Below are 15,433 nucleotides of genomic sequence, written 5' to 3' on the forward strand. Positions count from 1 at the left end.
GTGCTCGATTGCTGTATGGATTCGTCCTGTGTGTGCGGGACGAGTGCCGCCGTCAGGCGACGGTTTCCTCGGCGGCCGACCTGGCGGTCATGTCGCCGGTCGGCTCCGAGGAAGCTGGTGGAGGCGCCGGAGTCTCCGATTTCGCAGCGGAGCGGCGTCGACGGTACTGAATCCCGTTGAGGAGTACGGCCAGCACGATCACTGCGCCGGTGAATACGGTCTGCACATACGCCGAGACACCCACGATGGTGAGGCCTGCAGCGAGGAAGCCGATCACGAATGCACCGAGCAGTGTGCCGCGCACTGTGCCGCGCCCGCCGGTGAGTGCGGCCCCGCCGATCACGACGGCCGCAATGGCCGTCAGCTCATACGACGTACCCTGGGTTGGCCCGGCAGAGGTGAGCTCGCTTGTCAGAATGACGCCGGCGATGGCGGCGCACACGCCCGAGATGACGTATGCCCGCACCTTGACCTTCCGCACCGGCACGCCGGAGAGCTCGGCGGCGCGCATGTTCCCGCCCGATGCGTAGAGCCATCGGCCGTACACCGTACGGTTCAGCAAGAGACTCGCGGCGATGCCGACGACAAGGAGCACCCAGACACCGATCGGGATGCCGAGAAGCGAGTTGAATCCGAGCCAGTCGAATCCGGTGTTGCCGAGCTCCGGCTTGCCGTCGAGGTTGTTGACCGTGAGGCCGTTGGTAGACAGCTCGGCGAGACCCCGAACCACGTAAAGCATGCCCAGAGTGGCCACGAAGGGCGCCACGTTGAGCCTGGCGACGAGGATGCCGTTGACCAGCCCGACCAGGGCACCGGTCGCGACTGCGATGATCACGACGACCCACACGGACGGGTACAGGACCACGCTGCCGAACTTGATCCCCTGCATGCAGAGCCCGGCAACCATGCCGGCCAGGCCGAGGGTGGAACCGACGGATAGGTCGATGCCGCCGTCGAGGATGACCACGAGCATCCCTATGGACAGGATCGCGTACACCGAAACCTGCTGGCACATCACGACGATGTTCGACAGGGTGGGGAAGGCGGTCGGCGCCAGGAGCGAGAAGATCGCGAAGATGACAATGAGTGCCAGGAATGCTCTGGCTTCGAGCAACATCGCTCCGAACGACAACCCAGCAAGCGGATTGCGTCTGCGAGTCCTCACCGTTGAATCGGTCATGAGTATGTTCCTTGGTCCTCGTTCTCAGGCCGCGACTGCTTCACCGGAGCTGGCCATGATGTCTTCTTTGCGTACGGTGGGTGGGAATTCGGCCGCGATCCGGCCGCGGCGCAACACGACGATCCGATGCGCGATGCTCAGGCACTCACCGACCTCGCTCGTGGAGTAGATGACCGCGAGACCCGCACGAGCACGGCCAGCGATGAGGCGGAAGACTTCCGCTTTCGCTCCGACATCGATTCCTCTGCTGGGCTCGTCGAGCAGTAGCACGTCTGGTCCGGTCGATACGATCTTTCCGATCACGACCTTCTGCTGGTTCCCTCCGGAGAGCGAGCCGATCATCGCGGCGCCGCCGGCGGTCTTCACGCGGACGTCCTGGATCGCCTCGTTGACGTGCTTGCGCTCAGCGGACCGTGAGATGAACAGGCCGCGCACGAATCCGCTCAGGCTGGACAGGGAGAGGTTCTGCCCGACCGTCATGGTCTGCACGAGGCCGTCACGCTGCCGATCCTCCGGCACGAGTCCTAGTCCCTCGGCGAGGCGTTCTCGAAGCGTCAGCTTCGAGACCTCGTGTTGCTTGAGCTTCACCTCGCCGCCGGCCAAGGGAATGCGTCCCGCCACTGCCTCCATCAGCTCGGTGCGGCCGGCCCCCATCAGCCCGTAGAGGCACACGATCTCGCCTTCGCGTACATCGAGCGAAAGGTGATCGACTAGAAGGCGGTTCGGGTCTCTCGGGTCTGCGACACTCACATCCACGATGGAGAGCGCGACGTCACCGAAGTCGTAGCCGGAGGGCGGGGAACCCAGGTCGAAGTCGTCGCCGACCATGTGCCGCACGATCCATTCCAGATCGATGTCTTTGGCCAGCGCAGTCGCCGTCATCGTGCCGTCCCGGAGCACGACCGCGTAGTCGGTGATCTGCAGCGCCTCTTCGAGATGGTGGGAGATGTAGACGATCGAGACCCCGCGCGAGGTGAGGTCGTCGATCACGTGGAACAGGACGTCGACCTCGGTAGCAGACAGGGCGGACGTGGGCTCGTCCATGATCAGGATGCGCGAGTCTGCCAACAGGGCACGCGCGATCTCGACGAGCTGCTGCTGCCCCAGCCGGAGATCGGAGACCAGCATCAGGGGCTCGATCTCGTTGGAGAGCTCGGAAAGGACCGCACGGCTTTGCCGCTCCTCCTCGCGATAGTCCACGGCGCCGAGCGCGTTGCGCAGCTCCCGCCCCATGAACAGGTTGTCGCGCACCGTAAGGTTCGGAGCCAGGCTCAACTCCTGGTGAATGATCGAGATACCCTTGGCCCTCGCATCGTTCGTGTCAGCGAAGACGACCGCTTCACCGTCGAGCAGGATCGTCCCTGAGGTGGGCTGCTCGACGCCCGCGAGGATCTTCATGAGCGTCGATTTGCCTGCACCGTTCTCGCCGAACAGCGTGGTGACAGTTCCCGCGTGCACATCGAAGTTCACGCCTTTGAGGGCCCGGGTCGCTCCGTACGTCTTCACGATGTGTCGCGCAGAGAGCACTGCATTCTCCGCTGCAGGCCTCTGCACAGCGTTCTCGCTACTCATCTGGTCACCCCTCAACCGTGATGGATGCAGGCGTCACGTTCCATTGCTGGGGATTGACCAGCGTGAAAGCGCCCTTCACCGCGATGGTCTTGCCGGTCAGCTGGGTGGAGTCGACCTTCGTGAGCACCTGCTTCTTCAACTGGTCGTTGATCGCCGAGCCGGCGTCCTGGAACTGGATCTGGTTTTCGAAGTCGCCCAGGTGGATGTTGCCCGTCACGTCGCGAAGGTCGGTTCCGGTGATGGCCGGACCCAGTTGAAGTCCGATCGCTGTACCCTGCGGCAATCCCTGCACCGTCATCGGGGTGAATCCGGCATCTGGGATCTGACCGACCACGCCGGTGAACTCGATCGGAATGACGTACGTCGCACCGTCCGAAGATTTGCCGTACTTCTTCGCTGCCGCTGCGGGATCCTTGGCGATCGCCGCCTCGAGCACGGCGACACTGACGGCGTGCTTCTTGATGTATGCCTGCTGCTTGGGGAACTGCGACTTGCCGTACTCGGCGGCGACGAACTTGCCTGACGACGACTGCGCGAGGCTGGAATCGGCAGGAACGATTTTCGTACCGAAGAACATGGCCAAGAGCACGAGAACGACGACGAGACCGCCGATGGTGCGCTTCGCGACCGGCGCGAGTCGCTTCGTCCGAGTTCCGGCTGCGGTGGTCATGAGACGAGAACCCGGGACTCGATGTCGTTCGGCCGTATCTGCAGCTTTCGCCCCTCGCCCTTGCGGAACATCTCGAGCGCCTTCTCATAGTCGTCGAGAGTGAAGGAGTGGCTGATCATCGCTTTCGCATTGATGGCGCCGCCCTCGAAGAGCTGTACCGCTCGTCCGAACGAGTTGAGCACCGCCATGGTCCCGACGATGCTCAGCTCGTCTCGATACACACGGAACGGCGAGAACTGAGCCATGCGGTCAGCCGGTGCCACACCGAAATCCTGGAAATAGCCGGCGGGCTTGACCCTCGTGAGAGCATCTTCGATGGCACGGATGTTGCCAGTGCAGTCGATAACCACGTCCCACTTCTCCCGGTCGGCCTCGTCCGCGCTGTTGTACCGGAGGCTGATACCGCACGCCTCCGCAGTCTTCAGCCGCTCACTGTTGAGATCGACGATCGTCACCGTTGCCGCGCCGGCTCGCGACGCGAGCTGCGCCATCAGCAGACCCATCGTGCCCGCGCCAAAGACGAGCACGTGATCGCCTAGACGACGGGGTAACACGTCCCAACCTCGGATCGCGCAGGCGAGCGGTTCGATGAGCGCCGCCTCGAAGAGATCCGTTTCGGGCTTCAGCTTGTACACGTTGCGCGACGGCGCAACGAAGAACTGCTGGGATGCGCCGTCAGAGGCCACGACTCCCAGCCCGTTCCATTGCGGGCAGAGATTCGAGTGCCCGTTGAGACAGAACTCGCACTCGCCGCACGTTGTGCTGGGGTTCACGGCGACGTGGTCACCGACCTGAAAGTCGAAAGCACCGTCGTTGACGCCCTCTCCTAGGGCGACGATCGTGCCGGTCGCTTCGTGGCCCGGCACCAGCGGAAAGACGGTGCCCTCGAATTCGCCGTCGAAGACGTGCGTGTCAGTTCCGCAGATTCCCACCGCGGCGGTCTCGATCAAGACCTCTTTGTAGCCAGGAGCCGGCATGGGCCGTTCCTCCAGCGAGAGCCGGCCTTCCGACTCGAACACAACTGCGCGCATCTTTGCTCCCATTGCCTCGTCCACGCTGACTCAACGCGACATCGTCGCTATTGCCGATCGCACCCGTCCTCCGCCAGCACTGCTTGCCAGGCCCGTGTGATCTTTACGTTATTTTGTTATCATTTCACGTGAGAAATCACCATATGCTGACGAGCGAAACCTGTCAAGCAGGTCGCCACCATAGTTCGGAGGATCCGTGCCAGCGCCTCACCAAGTGGCCGTAGTCGGCAGCATCAACGTCGATCTGATCGCGCACGCTCCACGGCTGCCCGGGCCCGGCGAAACGATCGGCGACGCGTCGTTCATCCGCATGCCAGGAGGAAAGGGTGCCAACCAAGCAGTCGCCGCGAGTCGCCTCGGTGCTGCGACTCGCATCATCGGTGCGGTCGGCGATGACGACGACGGTGCATGGATGCTTCGCGTGATCGGCGCCGCCGGGGTAAGCACCACGGACGTGAGCACGACCGATGGCCAGACCGGAGTAGCACTCATCGTCGTCGACGCGGCGGCGGAGAACCAGATCGTCGTCTGCCCGGGCGCGAACTCAGCGATAACGCTCGATGGGACCCGCTTCGGCGCCGATGAGATCGTGCTGACGCAGTTGGAGGCTCCCCCAGCGATCGTTGCCGCTCTGGCTACCGTCGTGCCGGGATTTCTCGCCGTCAACGCCGCTCCCGCCGGGCGGTTGCCGGCCACCGTCATCGACCGCGCTGACCTCATCGTGGTGAACGAGTCGGAATATCAGCTTCAGCCCGAGCTGCGTGAAGGCCGCTGTGTAGCTGTCACGTATGGCGCCGATGGCGCCATACTCCTGGAGCACGGTCGGGAAGTCGCTCGTGCTTCGTCGCCGAGGGTCTCGCCGGTGAGCACCGTCGGGGCCGGCGACGCATTCTGTGCTGCTTTGACCATTGCGCTCGGATCGGGCATGCCGAGCGGGCAGGCGCTTCAGGCTGCCTGCAACGTCGGATCGGCCGCCGTCACGATGGCGGAATCCCAGCCCGAGCTTGACCTGCTCGAGAGGTACATCGGTCCGTGAAGCGCAACTCGCCCACATGCGATGGAATGGCTGCATGACGACCGATCGCATCCCTGCCGTGTTCGAGAGCCGTGACGAGCGATTCGCCGGCATCCGTGGCGACACCGAGTTGCGCATCCTCTTCGACGACGGCCGCTGGCTCGAGGGGCCCGCCTACTCACCGCAGGGTCGGTTCCTGCTGTTCAGCGACATCCCGAACGATCGCGTGCTGCGGTACGACGAGGTGAGCGGCCGCATCGATGTGTGGGCGAGCCCGGCCGGCTTCGCGAACGGACGCACTGTCGACGCGCAGGGTCGGTTCGTCGAGTGTCAGCACGGGCACCGTCGCGTCGTGCGCAGGGAGCACGACGGGTCGACGTCGGTGCTGGCGGATGCCTACGGCGGGCTCCCACTGAACAGCCCGAACGATGTCGTCGCCCGTTCCGACGGCTCGGTGTGGTTCACCGATCCGTCGTATGGCATCCTCACCGAATACGAGGGGCATCGTGGCGTCGAGGAGATCGGAAGCCGCAACGTGTACCGCTGGGCAGCGGGCGCCGGCACCACGGATGCCTCGCTCACCGTCGTCGTCGACGCTCTGACCCAGCCGAACGGCCTTGCCTTCTCCCCCGACGAGCGGCTGCTCTACGTGAGCGACAGCGAGCTGCGGACGATCACCGTGTTCGACGTCGACGGCGACACCTTGCGCAACGGGCGAGCCTTCGCTGCCAGTGACGCCGGCTACGACGGCCTGCGACTCGATGACCAGGGACGCGTCTGGGCCGCGACAGGCGAGGGCATTCACGTCTACGACCCCGACGGCACTCTGCTCGGTCTGCTCCGCCTGCCGGAGATCGCCGCGAACCTCGAGTTCGGCGGGCTCCAGCGCAACACGCTCTACATCACGGCGACCACGCGACTGTATGCGATCCGCGTCACGGTCGAGGGCGCGAAGCGGCTCTGAGCGGGGTGCGCTCGAGCGCATTCCGCCTCGTCCGGCGGGCCCTCGCGCTACGGCCGGAGCATGATTCCGCATGGATGCTTGCGCCGAGCTGTGATTCACCGCTAAGTTTGCCGAGGCCCATCCGGCGGCCAACTCAGTCCGGCTCGCGCGGCATCGTCGCGCTCGAGCAGACAAGGAACACGAAAGGGGAACGTCATGATGCACACCATCACGCACACTCAGCCTCACACCTTCGTGTTCCGCGGCGCCGCCTTGCTGCGCGGTCGTCGTCTCGGCACAGGACTGGCCTGCTGATGCCGGCGCACCGCTAGCACACACCGCTCGCCGCTGCCGCCGGTCGACTAGTCGTCGACCGACGGTGGGGCACCCGCCTGCGTAGCGGGTGGCGTATCAAGAGCTGACTGCTTCGTTTCGATACGCGCGCCACTTCGTGGCCCGGTGCACAACGAGCGGTAGCCGCCCGGCTCCTGCCGCCATCGCCGCACGTCTGCCGACCGCAGAACGTGCCCGCGGCAGAAAACGCCTCCGTGCCGCTACCGGGCGACCCATCGTCTCTTGTATCCGCCCTTTCAGATCGCGACTGACGGCATCCGTCGATGAGTCGCGTGAGCCCCGTGACGACCGGGTCGTCGCGGGCACCCGTCGAACCGGTACACGGCCGTTCGACGTCACCGCGAGACAACAGAACCTAAGGAAACGAACCATGAGTACGCAGACACTCGATCAGCAACGAGCGTCGACGACCGAGGCGATCGCCTCGCTGAGGCAGAACTCGCATCCGCCGAGTCCGCTCGACCGCCTCGCCATGCGGGTCGGCCTCGCGCTCGTGCTGTGGAGCAGGCGCGAGCACCGTGAACGTCCCAGCCGAGACGCGGAATGGGAGCTCATTGCGCGCCGCAACCGCCTCGAGCGGGAGCGGCGGGAACGCGAGGTGAGCTGGCTGCTCGCCATGCACAAACTCCCGCCACGATGATCGCCATGAACACGATCACCCTTGGAGGCATCCTGGCCGCTGCCGAGTACATTTCGGCAGCGGCCGGGGTGCAGCCCTCCGGAGAGGGATCCGCGTCAGCCGATGACGACCTGGATCGCGGCCTCTGGCGTGTTCACGCGGAAGCTGAACGACTCCTCGAGGTACAGGCTCACGCTCTGGGCGTCGTGCGAGCGGTATCCGATCGCGAGATCCTGGCCGACCTCGAGCACGAAGTCCCCGCCGCGCAGGCTGAGCACGACGACTCCGTCGAGGCCAGGAACCCACTCGACAGGACCGCCGAGGATGTCGCGCAGATGCCGGATCAGCGGGTACCCGCCGCCCTCGTTCGCCTCGATCACGCTCGTCCACTGCGTCGGTCCCAGCGCCAGCGCGTACGGCCCATCGACTCCTGAGCGCTTCAGCGCCGCGATCGCCTGCGTGACCACGTCGTCGTAGTCCTGCGGAGCGCCCTCGTGCACCAGCGGCCGATGCGGCGACGCCGCGACGATGCCCGTGATGCCTGCGGCATCCCATCCGTTGAAGACGGCCGAGTTCTCCACTCGAGCGGCACGAACCGCGGCCTCGTCGAGGGGACCGAGGTCGACATCCTCCGCACCGCGATCGGCATCGTCGAGCTCTTCCCGGTCCAGCGTGAAGTCCGCTCGCACCTCCACCAGCGGCAGCACTTTGCGGCTTCGGGCGATGACGGATTCCTCGGGTGCCGCGACCACGCCTGTCACACGCCCAAGGTTGGTCGCCGAGTACTCCCAGCCGTGCGGTCCGGAAAAGTCGACGAGTTTGCGCGCCCCGAGCGCGACGGGCAGGCGGGCGGATGCCTCGGCATCCAGCAGCGCCCACGTCGCGTCGGTGAGCGGCGCGTGGCCGCGCAGCAGATGGTTCGTCATGATGCCGTCCCTTCCAGTTCGTCAGTGGGAGCGCGCAGCGACCCGATGCCGAGCGAGCCGTCGGTCTCTTCGTTGTTCGACGCCTCGGTCTCCTCATCGCCACCCGAGCTCAGCCCCAGCGTCCCGGCAAGGGCTGAGGGGTCGGCGAGCGCCTGCAGCACCGGGTTCGACGGCACGAAGAACGTGCCACCCGTCACCGGAGTCGACACGTCGAGAAGCTTGTCGTAAAACCCGGGCGGGTCCCCGATGAACATCCGCTCCATCATGCGCATGGTGACCCAAAGCTGAGCGGAGTACCCGATGAAGTAGGTGCCGAACTCGCCGGCCCCGGGCCTGCCGAACGGCATGTTGTCGCGAAGGATGTCGTGCTCGACGCCGTTCTCGTCCACGATCGTCGCCAGCGTCTTGTGCGCCTTCTGGTTCTCGGTACTGTCGGGCAGTTCGACGTTGTCGAGCTTCGTGCGGCCCATGACCGCCTCCTGCTGCTCGACGGTGAGCGACTTCCAGGCATCCATGTCGTGCAGGTACTTCTGCGCCACGACGTAGCTTCCGCCGGCGAAGCGCGGATCCTCGTCGTCGATGACGGCCGTGGGCGCGAGGTCGCTGCCGATCGGATTGGCGGTGCCGTCGACGAACCCGAGCAGGTCGCGCTCGTCGAAGTAGCGGAAGCCCTGCGTCTCGTCAGCGATGCGCACTGCACTGCCGAGGGCATCCAGAAGCAGTCGCTCGAGTTCGAAGCACAGGTCGATGCGCTCGGCCCTGATGTGGAAGAGCAGGTCGCCGGGTGTCGAGACCGCGGTGTGCACGTCGCCGCGGATGGTCGGGAACACCTCGAGCTCGGCGGGACGGATGCCGGGAACCATGCGGTCCCACAGGAGGCGCCCGATGCCGACGACGCACGACAGATGTGCGCCGAGATCGCGGAATCCGACCGTCTTCACGAGGTCGTCGATGCCGGAGATGGTGTCGCGCACGGTGTTGAGCGACGCGGCATCCGCTCCGACGGTCACGATGAGGAACACGGCGAACTTCGAGAGCGGGGCGTCGACGCTCTGCGCATCGATCGGCACCCGATCGCCGTGTTCGCTCGACATGCGGGCCCCTTTCCGCCTTTGCCACATTACCGCCGCACCGGTGTCCCTGTTCTGGGCGCAGGATCGACCGGAACGGTTCGCCCGATCCGAGGTAAGTTCACTTCACATGGGGCACGAACCAGTCCGACCACGGGCGGGCGAGGCAGCGCGCTTCGTGATGAACGCGTTCAGCACCGAAGCCACGGTGTACGGCATCGTGCTGGTGACGGCCCTGACCGCCATCGGCTGGAAGTTCGAGACCGACCTCGAGGTGCTCGGCTTCATCGTGGCGACCACGCTCGTCTTCTGGGTAACCCACGTCTACGCCCGCGCCGTCGTCGCGCACGATGACAAGACGGGCGAACCGGTGCCGGTCAGAGCAGCGCTCGCCGAGTCGCTCCGTCATTCCTACGGGATGCTGCTGGCCATGCTGCTGCCCGCGTTCTTCCTCCTGCTGGCTGCACTGAACGTGATGGACGAGTACGTCGCCTATTACATCGCGCTGCTCGTCGGGATAGCGATGCTGATGATCATCGGCTACATCGTGGCCCTGCGGAACCGTCGTTCCTGGTGGCGGCGCATCGTGGCCGCGGTGATCACGGGTCTGCTCGGGGTGATCGTGATCGTGCTCGGCATCCTCGCGCACTGATGCGCACTGATGCGAACCGTCACCCCGGGTGACCCGGCGCCTGCGGCTGACTCGATGCGCGGCGACTCACAGCGCCACCACACGGAATTCCGTTCGGTCCCAAGGCCCCGCGGGTAACGTTCGAGGTGTCCCTTGATGTCTGCGACACACACGATGACCGACCACAACCGCACGGCAGAACGGCCGCCTTCCCACGCTCGATGGATGCCTGCTGTCCGGTTCGCCGCCGTGGGAATCGGATCGATCTTCGCGGCGCTCGCGAGCGTCGCTGCGCTCACCGTCGCCGAGGGTTTCTGGGTGCGCGGGCGGCTCCTCCCGTCGCGCACGGAGGACCCGGAGGCGACGAGAGGCCTGTTCGGGCGGCAGCACGCGGGGCCGCCGCTGAACCTGGTGCTGATGGGAGATTCCCTGGCCGTCGGATACGGCTCGGAGGATCCGACCGAAACCGTGGGTGTGATCCTGGCGAACGAGCTCGCCGAGCTGTCGGAACGGCCGGTGCAGCTGGAGAACGTCGCGAGAGTCGGCGCGGAGTCGATCGACCTGCTCGTCCAGTTGGGCGCTGTGCGCGGGTTCTCATCGCGTCCCGATGTCGCGGTCATCATCGTCGGTGCCAACGATGCGATGCACCTGCGCCCCCTCAACGAGTCGCTCGGAGCGCTCCGCACGACCATCACCGAGCTCCGCGGCATGGGCGCGCAGGTCGTGCTCGCCAGCTGCCCCGACCTGGGAACGGTGCGCCCGTTCTTCGAGCCGCTGCGGTACTTCGCGCACTGGCTCAGCCGCCTGCTGGCCACCAGCCAGACGATCGTCGCCCTGCGCGCGGGCGCCCGCACCGTCTCACTGGCCGACTCGCTCGGCGCGCTCTTCCGCCAAGATCCCGGCACGATGTTCTCGCAGCTGGACCACCTGCATCCGTCCGCAAGGGGATACCGGCACGCAGCCGAAGTACTGCTGCCCAGCGTGCGAGCGGCAGCAGGGTACCCGACGGGCGACGGGCGATTCGTGCCGCACCGGGTCTACGACAAGAACAGCAGGCATCCGCTCGCCTGGCTCGCCTTCCGCGCATCGCGCCGGGCCGGGATGCGCCTGCGGCACAGTCGCGGCGTCACTACCGCGTCTGCCTAGCGCCGCGCGCGCCGCGGCGCGCATCCTTGCCTATCGCCTCGCGCGAACCTGGGTCTCCCCGCACAATCCGCTCGAACCGGTTGCGGCAGCGCGGCACCTACGGAATCGTGGCCGACTCGAAGGAATGCAACCGGAAGGAGAGCCCATGCTCACCCTCACCGAGAACGCCACCACGATCGTGAAGACGCTGACCACTCAGTCGGTCGATTCGCCCGAAGGAGGCCTGCGCATCAGCAGTCCGGACCCGAATGCCACCACCTTCTCGGTGGCCGTCGCGCCCGCGCCGGAGGCCGACGACCAGGTCATCGTCGACGGCGACGCGCGCGTCTTCGTCGAGGAGAACGCCTCAGTGGCGCTGGCCGACAAGATTCTGGATGCCCAGCTCGACGACCAGGGAGCCGTGCACTTCCAGCTCGGGCTGCAGGCGTAACGCCGAGCGTCGCCGGGCGCGACGACCGGCGTCGCAAGGGCGGGTCACCTGAGGGTGGCCCGCCCTTCGCGTTCTCAACGAGCGCCTCTCACCCCAGCAGCCCTTGGTCGACCGCCTTGCGCACAGCATCCGTGCGCGACGTGGCACCGAGCTTCTGGAACAAGCCGTACACGTGCCGCTTCACGGTGCCCTCGCCGATGCCGAGCTGAGCGGCGATCTGCTTGTTCGACTGCGCAAGGCTGATCAACCGCAGCACCTCCAGCTCTCGCTGCGTGAAGGCATCCTTCTCCCTGAGCGCCGGATGCTTCGCCTCCGCCACCGGCGGCGTCATCACCGCGTCGACCAGAGCGTCGATGAGCACGGCGCCCGACGTCGACTTGCTGAGGAATGCCCGCGCGCCCGAACGCAGCAGCGCGTCCCTCAGCGGTGCGTGGTTGTGCATGGTCACGATCGCCACGGCCGACCGCGGGGAGATGCGGCGCAGTTTGAGCAGCGTGTGCTCCACGGGCGTGCCGTCGATGTCCACGTCGAGAACGACGAGCTCCGGCCGGCACGACTCGACGAGGGCGACGCCCTCGGCACTGGTGGCGGCCGAGCCGACCACATCGATGCGTCCGTCGTGCTCGAGCAGACCGCCGAAGGCATCCAGAAACACCCGGTGATCATCGATCAGCACCGCCGTGATCGGGGCGCTCCGCGAATACTCAGTCATTGGCATACGGCACTTCCACCAGCACTCGCGTTCCCGAACCCGGAGTCGACTCGAGCGAGAATGTCGACCCGATCAACTCTGCACGCTCGCGCATCCCGACCAGTCCCATGGCTCCAGGACGGATGCTCAGCGGGCTGAAGCCGCGGCCGTCATCCCACACGGTCACGGCCAGGCCCTCGGCATCCCACTGCAATCGCACTCCGACCCGCGCTGCCTGCGCGTGCGCGAACGAATTGCGCAGCGCTTCGCGGATGATCAGGAACACCTGGTCGCGCGTCGCATCCGCCAGCACCCGCGGTTCGCCCGACATCGCAACCTCGAAGTCGATGCCGCGCACCTCCGCCTCGGCAAGGTAGAGGTTCACCGACTCGATCAGCGACCGCGACGTCGTGATCTGCCGCAGCTCCGTGGCGATCGTCTGCGCCTCGGCGAGCGCCTGGCCGATGAGCTCACGGCCGGCCGCGCGGGTCGCGGCGCCGCCCGGGCCGGGCTGGGTCTGCGCGAGGTCCAGCTTCATCAGCCCGGAGGCCAGCGTGTGCGCCACCCGGTCGTGCAGGTCGCGCGCGATGGACGCCCGTTCCTCTCGTTGCACCGCGGTGATGCGGTTGAACAGCACCTCGACGTACGCCACCGCCGCGGCGCCCATCATGCGGAAGATCTGACCGCTGAGCGTGAGTGCCACCGCATCACCGGGCAACGGATGCCCCGCGGCAGCGACCGCGTCGGTCAGCGCCGGCAGACCCACCGTGAACAGCAACCGCGCTGCCAGCAGGCTCTCGGACGGATGGATGTGCTGACCCGCCCTGGCAAGACCCACGCCGGTTCCGCGGTCGTCGAGCGCTCTGCCGTGCTCCTCGATCACGAATCCCAGCTCGACGAATGTCGAGCGGATCAGAAAGCGCACCTGGTCGTGCAGTTCCTCCTCGACCTGGTCGTCGGCGACGAGTGCACTGCCGGTCTGCGCCATACCATCGCGCACCCGCACGAACACGTGCTCCACGACGTCGTCGAGGCGACTTCGATCGACCTTCACATCAGCACCACGATCACCAGATTCGAGACCACCTGACTCACCATGAACACGGCGTACATCCGTTTCGTTCCGAGGCTACGACCATAGGCGGCGATACCGATCATCGCCAGCGCGGCGGCCAGCAGGCACGCCGCGACGATCCGGGCAGGCGCCGAAGGGACGAACAGGCCCGCGACTCCGACCGCGCAGCATCCCACCGCAGTTGCCCAGGCTGCGGGACGGATGCCCAGGGTCACCGGAAGCGTCCGCCTGCCCGCCACCCGGTCGCCCGCCACGTCGGCGAGGTCCTTCGTGTTGCCGGCCACGGCCATCCATGCCGCCATGAGCACGGCGACGGCGATCGTCCCGGGCGCCGGAACGTTCCCTGCGGCGAACGCACCGCCCAGGTAGGTGGCGATTCCGCCGCCGAAGATCACGAGGGATGCCGACCAGACACGCTGCTTCGCCGCATGCCTGCCGGCCGAGTACAGCCATCCGAACCCGAGCATCGCCAGCGCGCACACCAGCAGGCCGAGCCCGACGACCGCGCTCAGCACGACGGCCGCCACCGCGAAAGCGATGCACCAGCCGATTGCGGCCCGCACCGGAAGGCGCCCGCTCGCGAGCGGTCGCGTCGAGCCGTTCAGGCGGTCGCCGGGGATGTCGGAGACGCCGTTCAGCAGGTACACGAACCCGGTCGCGGCCACCCACGAGACGACGCCGACGACGAGGAGACCCGCGTCCGCCGCAGACAACGTCCCCCAGCCGGGCCCTCCCATGGCCGCACCGGCCACGAACCGCAGCGCGAACATCGCGAGCACGATCGGACGGCACTCCGCGAACACCAGCGGAACGACCCGCCAGCCGAGCCCGCGGGCATCCTCGCCCGGTCTCGACTCCGCATCGATCGTCACGCCACGATCATGGCGCACGATCGGGGGTCGGCGCAGGTCGGCCTCGACTACAGGCCCAGCGAGCGCGCGATCAGCATGAGCTGCACCTCGGTGGTGCCCTCGCCCACTTCGAGGATCTTCGAGTCGCGGTAGTGCCGTGCCACCCGGAACTCGTTCATGAAGCCGTTGCCGCCGAAGATCTGCGTGGCGTCGCGCGCGTTGTCCATGGCGGCTTCGCCGGCGACGAGCTTCGCGATGGATGCTTGCGTCTTGAACGGCTTCCCCGCAAGCATCAGCGCGGCCGCGTTGTAGTACGCCTGACGGGCCACGTGCGCACGCGCCTGCATGCGCGCGATCGTGAACGCGATCGACTGGTAGGCGCCGATGGCGTGGCCGAACGCCTCGCGCTCCTTCGCGTAGCGCACCGACTCATCGACACAGCCCTGCGCCGCTCCGACCGCCAGAGCGGCGACGGCGATGCGGCCCTCGTCGAGGATGCGCAGGAAGTTCGCGTAGCCGCGCCCGCGCTCCCCGAGCAGGTTCTCCCGCGGCACCCGCACGTCGTCGAAGGCGAGGCCGTGGGTGTCCGACGCGTTCCATCCCACCTTGCTGTAGGGCGGATCCACCGTGAACCCGGGCGTACCGGAGGGCACGATGATCGTCGAGATCTCCTTCTTGCCGTCCTTCTCGCCCGTGACGGCGGTCACCGTCACGAGCGAGGTGATGTCGGTTCCGGAGTTGGTGATGAACTGCTTGCTGCCGTTGATCACCCACTCGTCGCCGTCTTCGCGCGCCGTCGTGCGCGTGGCGCCTGCGTCGCTGCCGCCGCCCGGCTCCGTGAGCCCGAAGCCGCCGAGCGAGGTGCCGGCGGCAAGCGGTGGAAGCCAGGTCTGCTTCTGCTCCTCTGTGCCGAACCGGTAGATGGGCATCGCACCGAGCGAGACTCCGGCCTCGAGTGTGATCGCCACGCTCTGGTCGTAGACGGCAAGCTCCTCGATGGCCAGGCACAACGCGAAGTAGTCGCTGCCCATGCCGCCGTACTCCTCGGGGAACGGCATGCCGAAGAGACCGAGCTCGGCCATCTGGGCCACGACCTCGTACGGAAAGCTGTGTTCCTCGTCGTGCTTCGCCGAAACCGGTTCGACCACTTCGCGCGCGAACTCGCGCACATGGGCTGCCAGCTCGCGGTACTCCTCGGGCAGCTCGGCCATCAACGGCTCAGGCATGTT

The 15,433-nt window shown here is 66.6% G+C and carries 16 protein-coding genes; 6 read left to right on the top strand and 10 right to left on the bottom strand.

Annotated features, from left to right (window positions below):
• Nucleotides 1–52: 52 nt before the first annotated feature.
• From ACYVI5_RS15115 to ACYVI5_RS15130, 4 genes are read right to left on the bottom strand one after another with little or no spacing between them, the layout of a single operon-like run.
• The gene (locus tag ACYVI5_RS15115; RefSeq protein WP_460536208.1) at nt 53–1,180 is read right to left on the bottom strand and encodes an ABC transporter permease; all 1,128 of its coding nucleotides are present in this window, start codon (nt 1,178–1,180) and stop codon (nt 53–55) included.
• Nucleotides 1,181–1,204: 24 nt separating this feature from the next.
• Entirely contained in the window at nt 1,205–2,752 is a 1,548-nt protein-coding gene (locus tag ACYVI5_RS15120) for a sugar ABC transporter ATP-binding protein (RefSeq protein WP_460580937.1), read from the bottom strand.
• A 4-nt stretch (nt 2,753–2,756) separates the two neighbouring features.
• Complete coding sequence (locus ACYVI5_RS15125; RefSeq protein WP_460536204.1) at nt 2,757–3,422, bottom strand: DUF2291 family protein; 666 nt, start codon at nt 3,420–3,422, stop codon at nt 2,757–2,759.
• The gene (locus ACYVI5_RS15130; protein ID WP_460536202.1) at nt 3,419–4,453 is read right to left on the bottom strand and encodes a zinc-dependent alcohol dehydrogenase family protein; all 1,035 of its coding nucleotides are present in this window, start codon (nt 4,451–4,453) and stop codon (nt 3,419–3,421) included. The genes ACYVI5_RS15125 and ACYVI5_RS15130 overlap by 4 nt, the downstream gene beginning before the upstream one ends.
• A 196-nt stretch (nt 4,454–4,649) precedes the next feature.
• Here ACYVI5_RS15130 and ACYVI5_RS15135 point away from each other — a divergent pair, with 196 nt between their 5' ends.
• The 3 genes from ACYVI5_RS15135 (at nt 4,650) to ACYVI5_RS15145 (ending at nt 7,405) form a co-directional block, all read left to right on the top strand.
• The gene (locus tag ACYVI5_RS15135; protein ID WP_460580938.1) at nt 4,650–5,489 is read left to right on the top strand and encodes a ribokinase; all 840 of its coding nucleotides are present in this window, start codon (nt 4,650–4,652) and stop codon (nt 5,487–5,489) included.
• A 34-nt stretch (nt 5,490–5,523) separates the two neighbouring features.
• Complete coding sequence (locus tag ACYVI5_RS15140; RefSeq protein WP_460580939.1) at nt 5,524–6,432, top strand: SMP-30/gluconolactonase/LRE family protein; 909 nt, start codon at nt 5,524–5,526, stop codon at nt 6,430–6,432.
• A 703-nt stretch (nt 6,433–7,135) separates the two neighbouring features.
• Nucleotides 7,136–7,405 (top strand): hypothetical protein, encoded by a 270-nt coding sequence (locus ACYVI5_RS15145; protein WP_460536195.1) that lies wholly within the window; start codon nt 7,136–7,138, stop codon nt 7,403–7,405.
• A 95-nt stretch (nt 7,406–7,500) separates the two neighbouring features.
• Here the strand turns inward: ACYVI5_RS15145 and ACYVI5_RS15150 are convergent, their stop codons facing one another.
• Both ACYVI5_RS15150 and ACYVI5_RS15155 read right to left on the bottom strand, forming a co-directional pair.
• On the bottom strand, nt 7,501–8,310 hold the full coding sequence (locus tag ACYVI5_RS15150; RefSeq protein WP_460580940.1) for a bacteriocin: 810 nt from the start codon (nt 8,308–8,310) through the stop codon (nt 7,501–7,503).
• The gene (locus tag ACYVI5_RS15155; RefSeq protein ID WP_460580941.1) at nt 8,307–9,404 is read right to left on the bottom strand and encodes a Dyp-type peroxidase; all 1,098 of its coding nucleotides are present in this window, start codon (nt 9,402–9,404) and stop codon (nt 8,307–8,309) included. Before ACYVI5_RS15155 ends, ACYVI5_RS15150 begins: the two co-directional genes overlap by 4 nt.
• Before the next feature lie 106 nt (nt 9,405–9,510).
• Between ACYVI5_RS15155 and ACYVI5_RS15160 the strand changes: the two genes are divergently transcribed.
• The 3 genes from ACYVI5_RS15160 to ACYVI5_RS15170 all read left to right on the top strand — a co-directional run bounded on the left by ACYVI5_RS15160 (nt 9,511) and on the right by ACYVI5_RS15170 (nt 11,587).
• Nucleotides 9,511–10,032 carry a hypothetical protein gene (locus ACYVI5_RS15160; RefSeq protein ID WP_460580942.1) on the top strand — a complete coding sequence of 174 codons (522 nt, stop codon included), beginning with the start codon at nt 9,511–9,513 and terminating at the stop codon, nt 10,030–10,032.
• 204 nt (nt 10,033–10,236) lie between these two features.
• On the top strand, nt 10,237–11,157 hold the full coding sequence (locus ACYVI5_RS15165) for an SGNH/GDSL hydrolase family protein (protein ID WP_460580943.1): 921 nt from the start codon (nt 10,237–10,239) through the stop codon (nt 11,155–11,157).
• Nucleotides 11,158–11,302: 145 nt separating this feature from the next.
• The gene (locus ACYVI5_RS15170; protein WP_460536186.1) at nt 11,303–11,587 is read left to right on the top strand and encodes a Fe-S cluster assembly protein HesB; all 285 of its coding nucleotides are present in this window, start codon (nt 11,303–11,305) and stop codon (nt 11,585–11,587) included.
• An 88-nt stretch (nt 11,588–11,675) separates the two neighbouring features.
• Here the strand turns inward: ACYVI5_RS15170 and ACYVI5_RS15175 are convergent, their stop codons facing one another.
• Genes ACYVI5_RS15175 through ACYVI5_RS15190 form a run of 4 tightly spaced genes read right to left on the bottom strand, consistent with a single transcriptional unit; the run spans nt 11,676 to nt 15,430 of the window.
• Entirely contained in the window at nt 11,676–12,299 is a 624-nt protein-coding gene (locus tag ACYVI5_RS15175) for a transcriptional regulator (protein ID WP_460580944.1), read from the bottom strand.
• On the bottom strand, nt 12,292–13,332 hold the full coding sequence (locus ACYVI5_RS15180) for a sensor histidine kinase (protein WP_460580945.1): 1,041 nt from the start codon (nt 13,330–13,332) through the stop codon (nt 12,292–12,294). The genes ACYVI5_RS15175 and ACYVI5_RS15180 overlap by 8 nt, the downstream gene beginning before the upstream one ends.
• Nucleotides 13,329–14,225 carry a UbiA family prenyltransferase gene (locus tag ACYVI5_RS15185; protein ID WP_460580946.1) on the bottom strand — a complete coding sequence of 299 codons (897 nt, stop codon included), beginning with the start codon at nt 14,223–14,225 and terminating at the stop codon, nt 13,329–13,331. The genes ACYVI5_RS15180 and ACYVI5_RS15185 overlap by 4 nt, the downstream gene beginning before the upstream one ends.
• 47 nt (nt 14,226–14,272) lie before the next feature.
• Nucleotides 14,273–15,430: an acyl-CoA dehydrogenase family protein gene (locus tag ACYVI5_RS15190; RefSeq protein ID WP_460580947.1), complete on the bottom strand. Its 1,158-nt coding sequence runs from the start codon at nt 15,428–15,430 to the stop codon at nt 14,273–14,275.
• Between the last annotated feature and the right edge of the window lie 3 nt (nt 15,431–15,433).

This window comes from Humibacter ginsengisoli, from assembly GCF_054780095.1.

Excerpts from the sequence above, each read along its gene's own strand:
- ACYVI5_RS15150 (WP_460580940.1), bottom strand. The coding sequence starts at position 8,310 with ATGACGAACCATCTGCTGCGCGGCCACGCGCCGCTCACCGACGCGACG.
- ACYVI5_RS15190 (WP_460580947.1), bottom strand. The coding sequence starts at position 15,430 with ATGCCTGAGCCGTTGATGGCCGAGCTGCCCGAGGAGTACCGCGAGCTG.
- ACYVI5_RS15145 (WP_460536195.1), top strand. The coding sequence starts at position 7,136 with ATGAGTACGCAGACACTCGATCAGCAACGAGCGTCGACGACCGAGGCG.
- ACYVI5_RS15115 (WP_460536208.1), bottom strand. The coding sequence starts at position 1,180 with ATGACCGATTCAACGGTGAGGACTCGCAGACGCAATCCGCTTGCTGGG.
- ACYVI5_RS15155 (WP_460580941.1), bottom strand. The coding sequence starts at position 9,404 with ATGTCGAGCGAACACGGCGATCGGGTGCCGATCGATGCGCAGAGCGTC.
- ACYVI5_RS15125 (WP_460536204.1), bottom strand. The coding sequence starts at position 3,422 with ATGACCACCGCAGCCGGAACTCGGACGAAGCGACTCGCGCCGGTCGCG.
- ACYVI5_RS15130 (WP_460536202.1), bottom strand. The coding sequence starts at position 4,453 with ATGCGCGCAGTTGTGTTCGAGTCGGAAGGCCGGCTCTCGCTGGAGGAA.
- ACYVI5_RS15165 (WP_460580943.1), top strand. The coding sequence starts at position 10,237 with ATGCCTGCTGTCCGGTTCGCCGCCGTGGGAATCGGATCGATCTTCGCG.
- ACYVI5_RS15140 (WP_460580939.1), top strand. The coding sequence starts at position 5,524 with ATGACGACCGATCGCATCCCTGCCGTGTTCGAGAGCCGTGACGAGCGA.
- ACYVI5_RS15120 (WP_460580937.1), bottom strand. The coding sequence starts at position 2,752 with ATGAGTAGCGAGAACGCTGTGCAGAGGCCTGCAGCGGAGAATGCAGTG.
- ACYVI5_RS15175 (WP_460580944.1), bottom strand. The coding sequence starts at position 12,299 with ATGACTGAGTATTCGCGGAGCGCCCCGATCACGGCGGTGCTGATCGAT.
- ACYVI5_RS15170 (WP_460536186.1), top strand. The coding sequence starts at position 11,303 with ATGCTCACCCTCACCGAGAACGCCACCACGATCGTGAAGACGCTGACC.
- ACYVI5_RS15160 (WP_460580942.1), top strand. The coding sequence starts at position 9,511 with ATGGGGCACGAACCAGTCCGACCACGGGCGGGCGAGGCAGCGCGCTTC.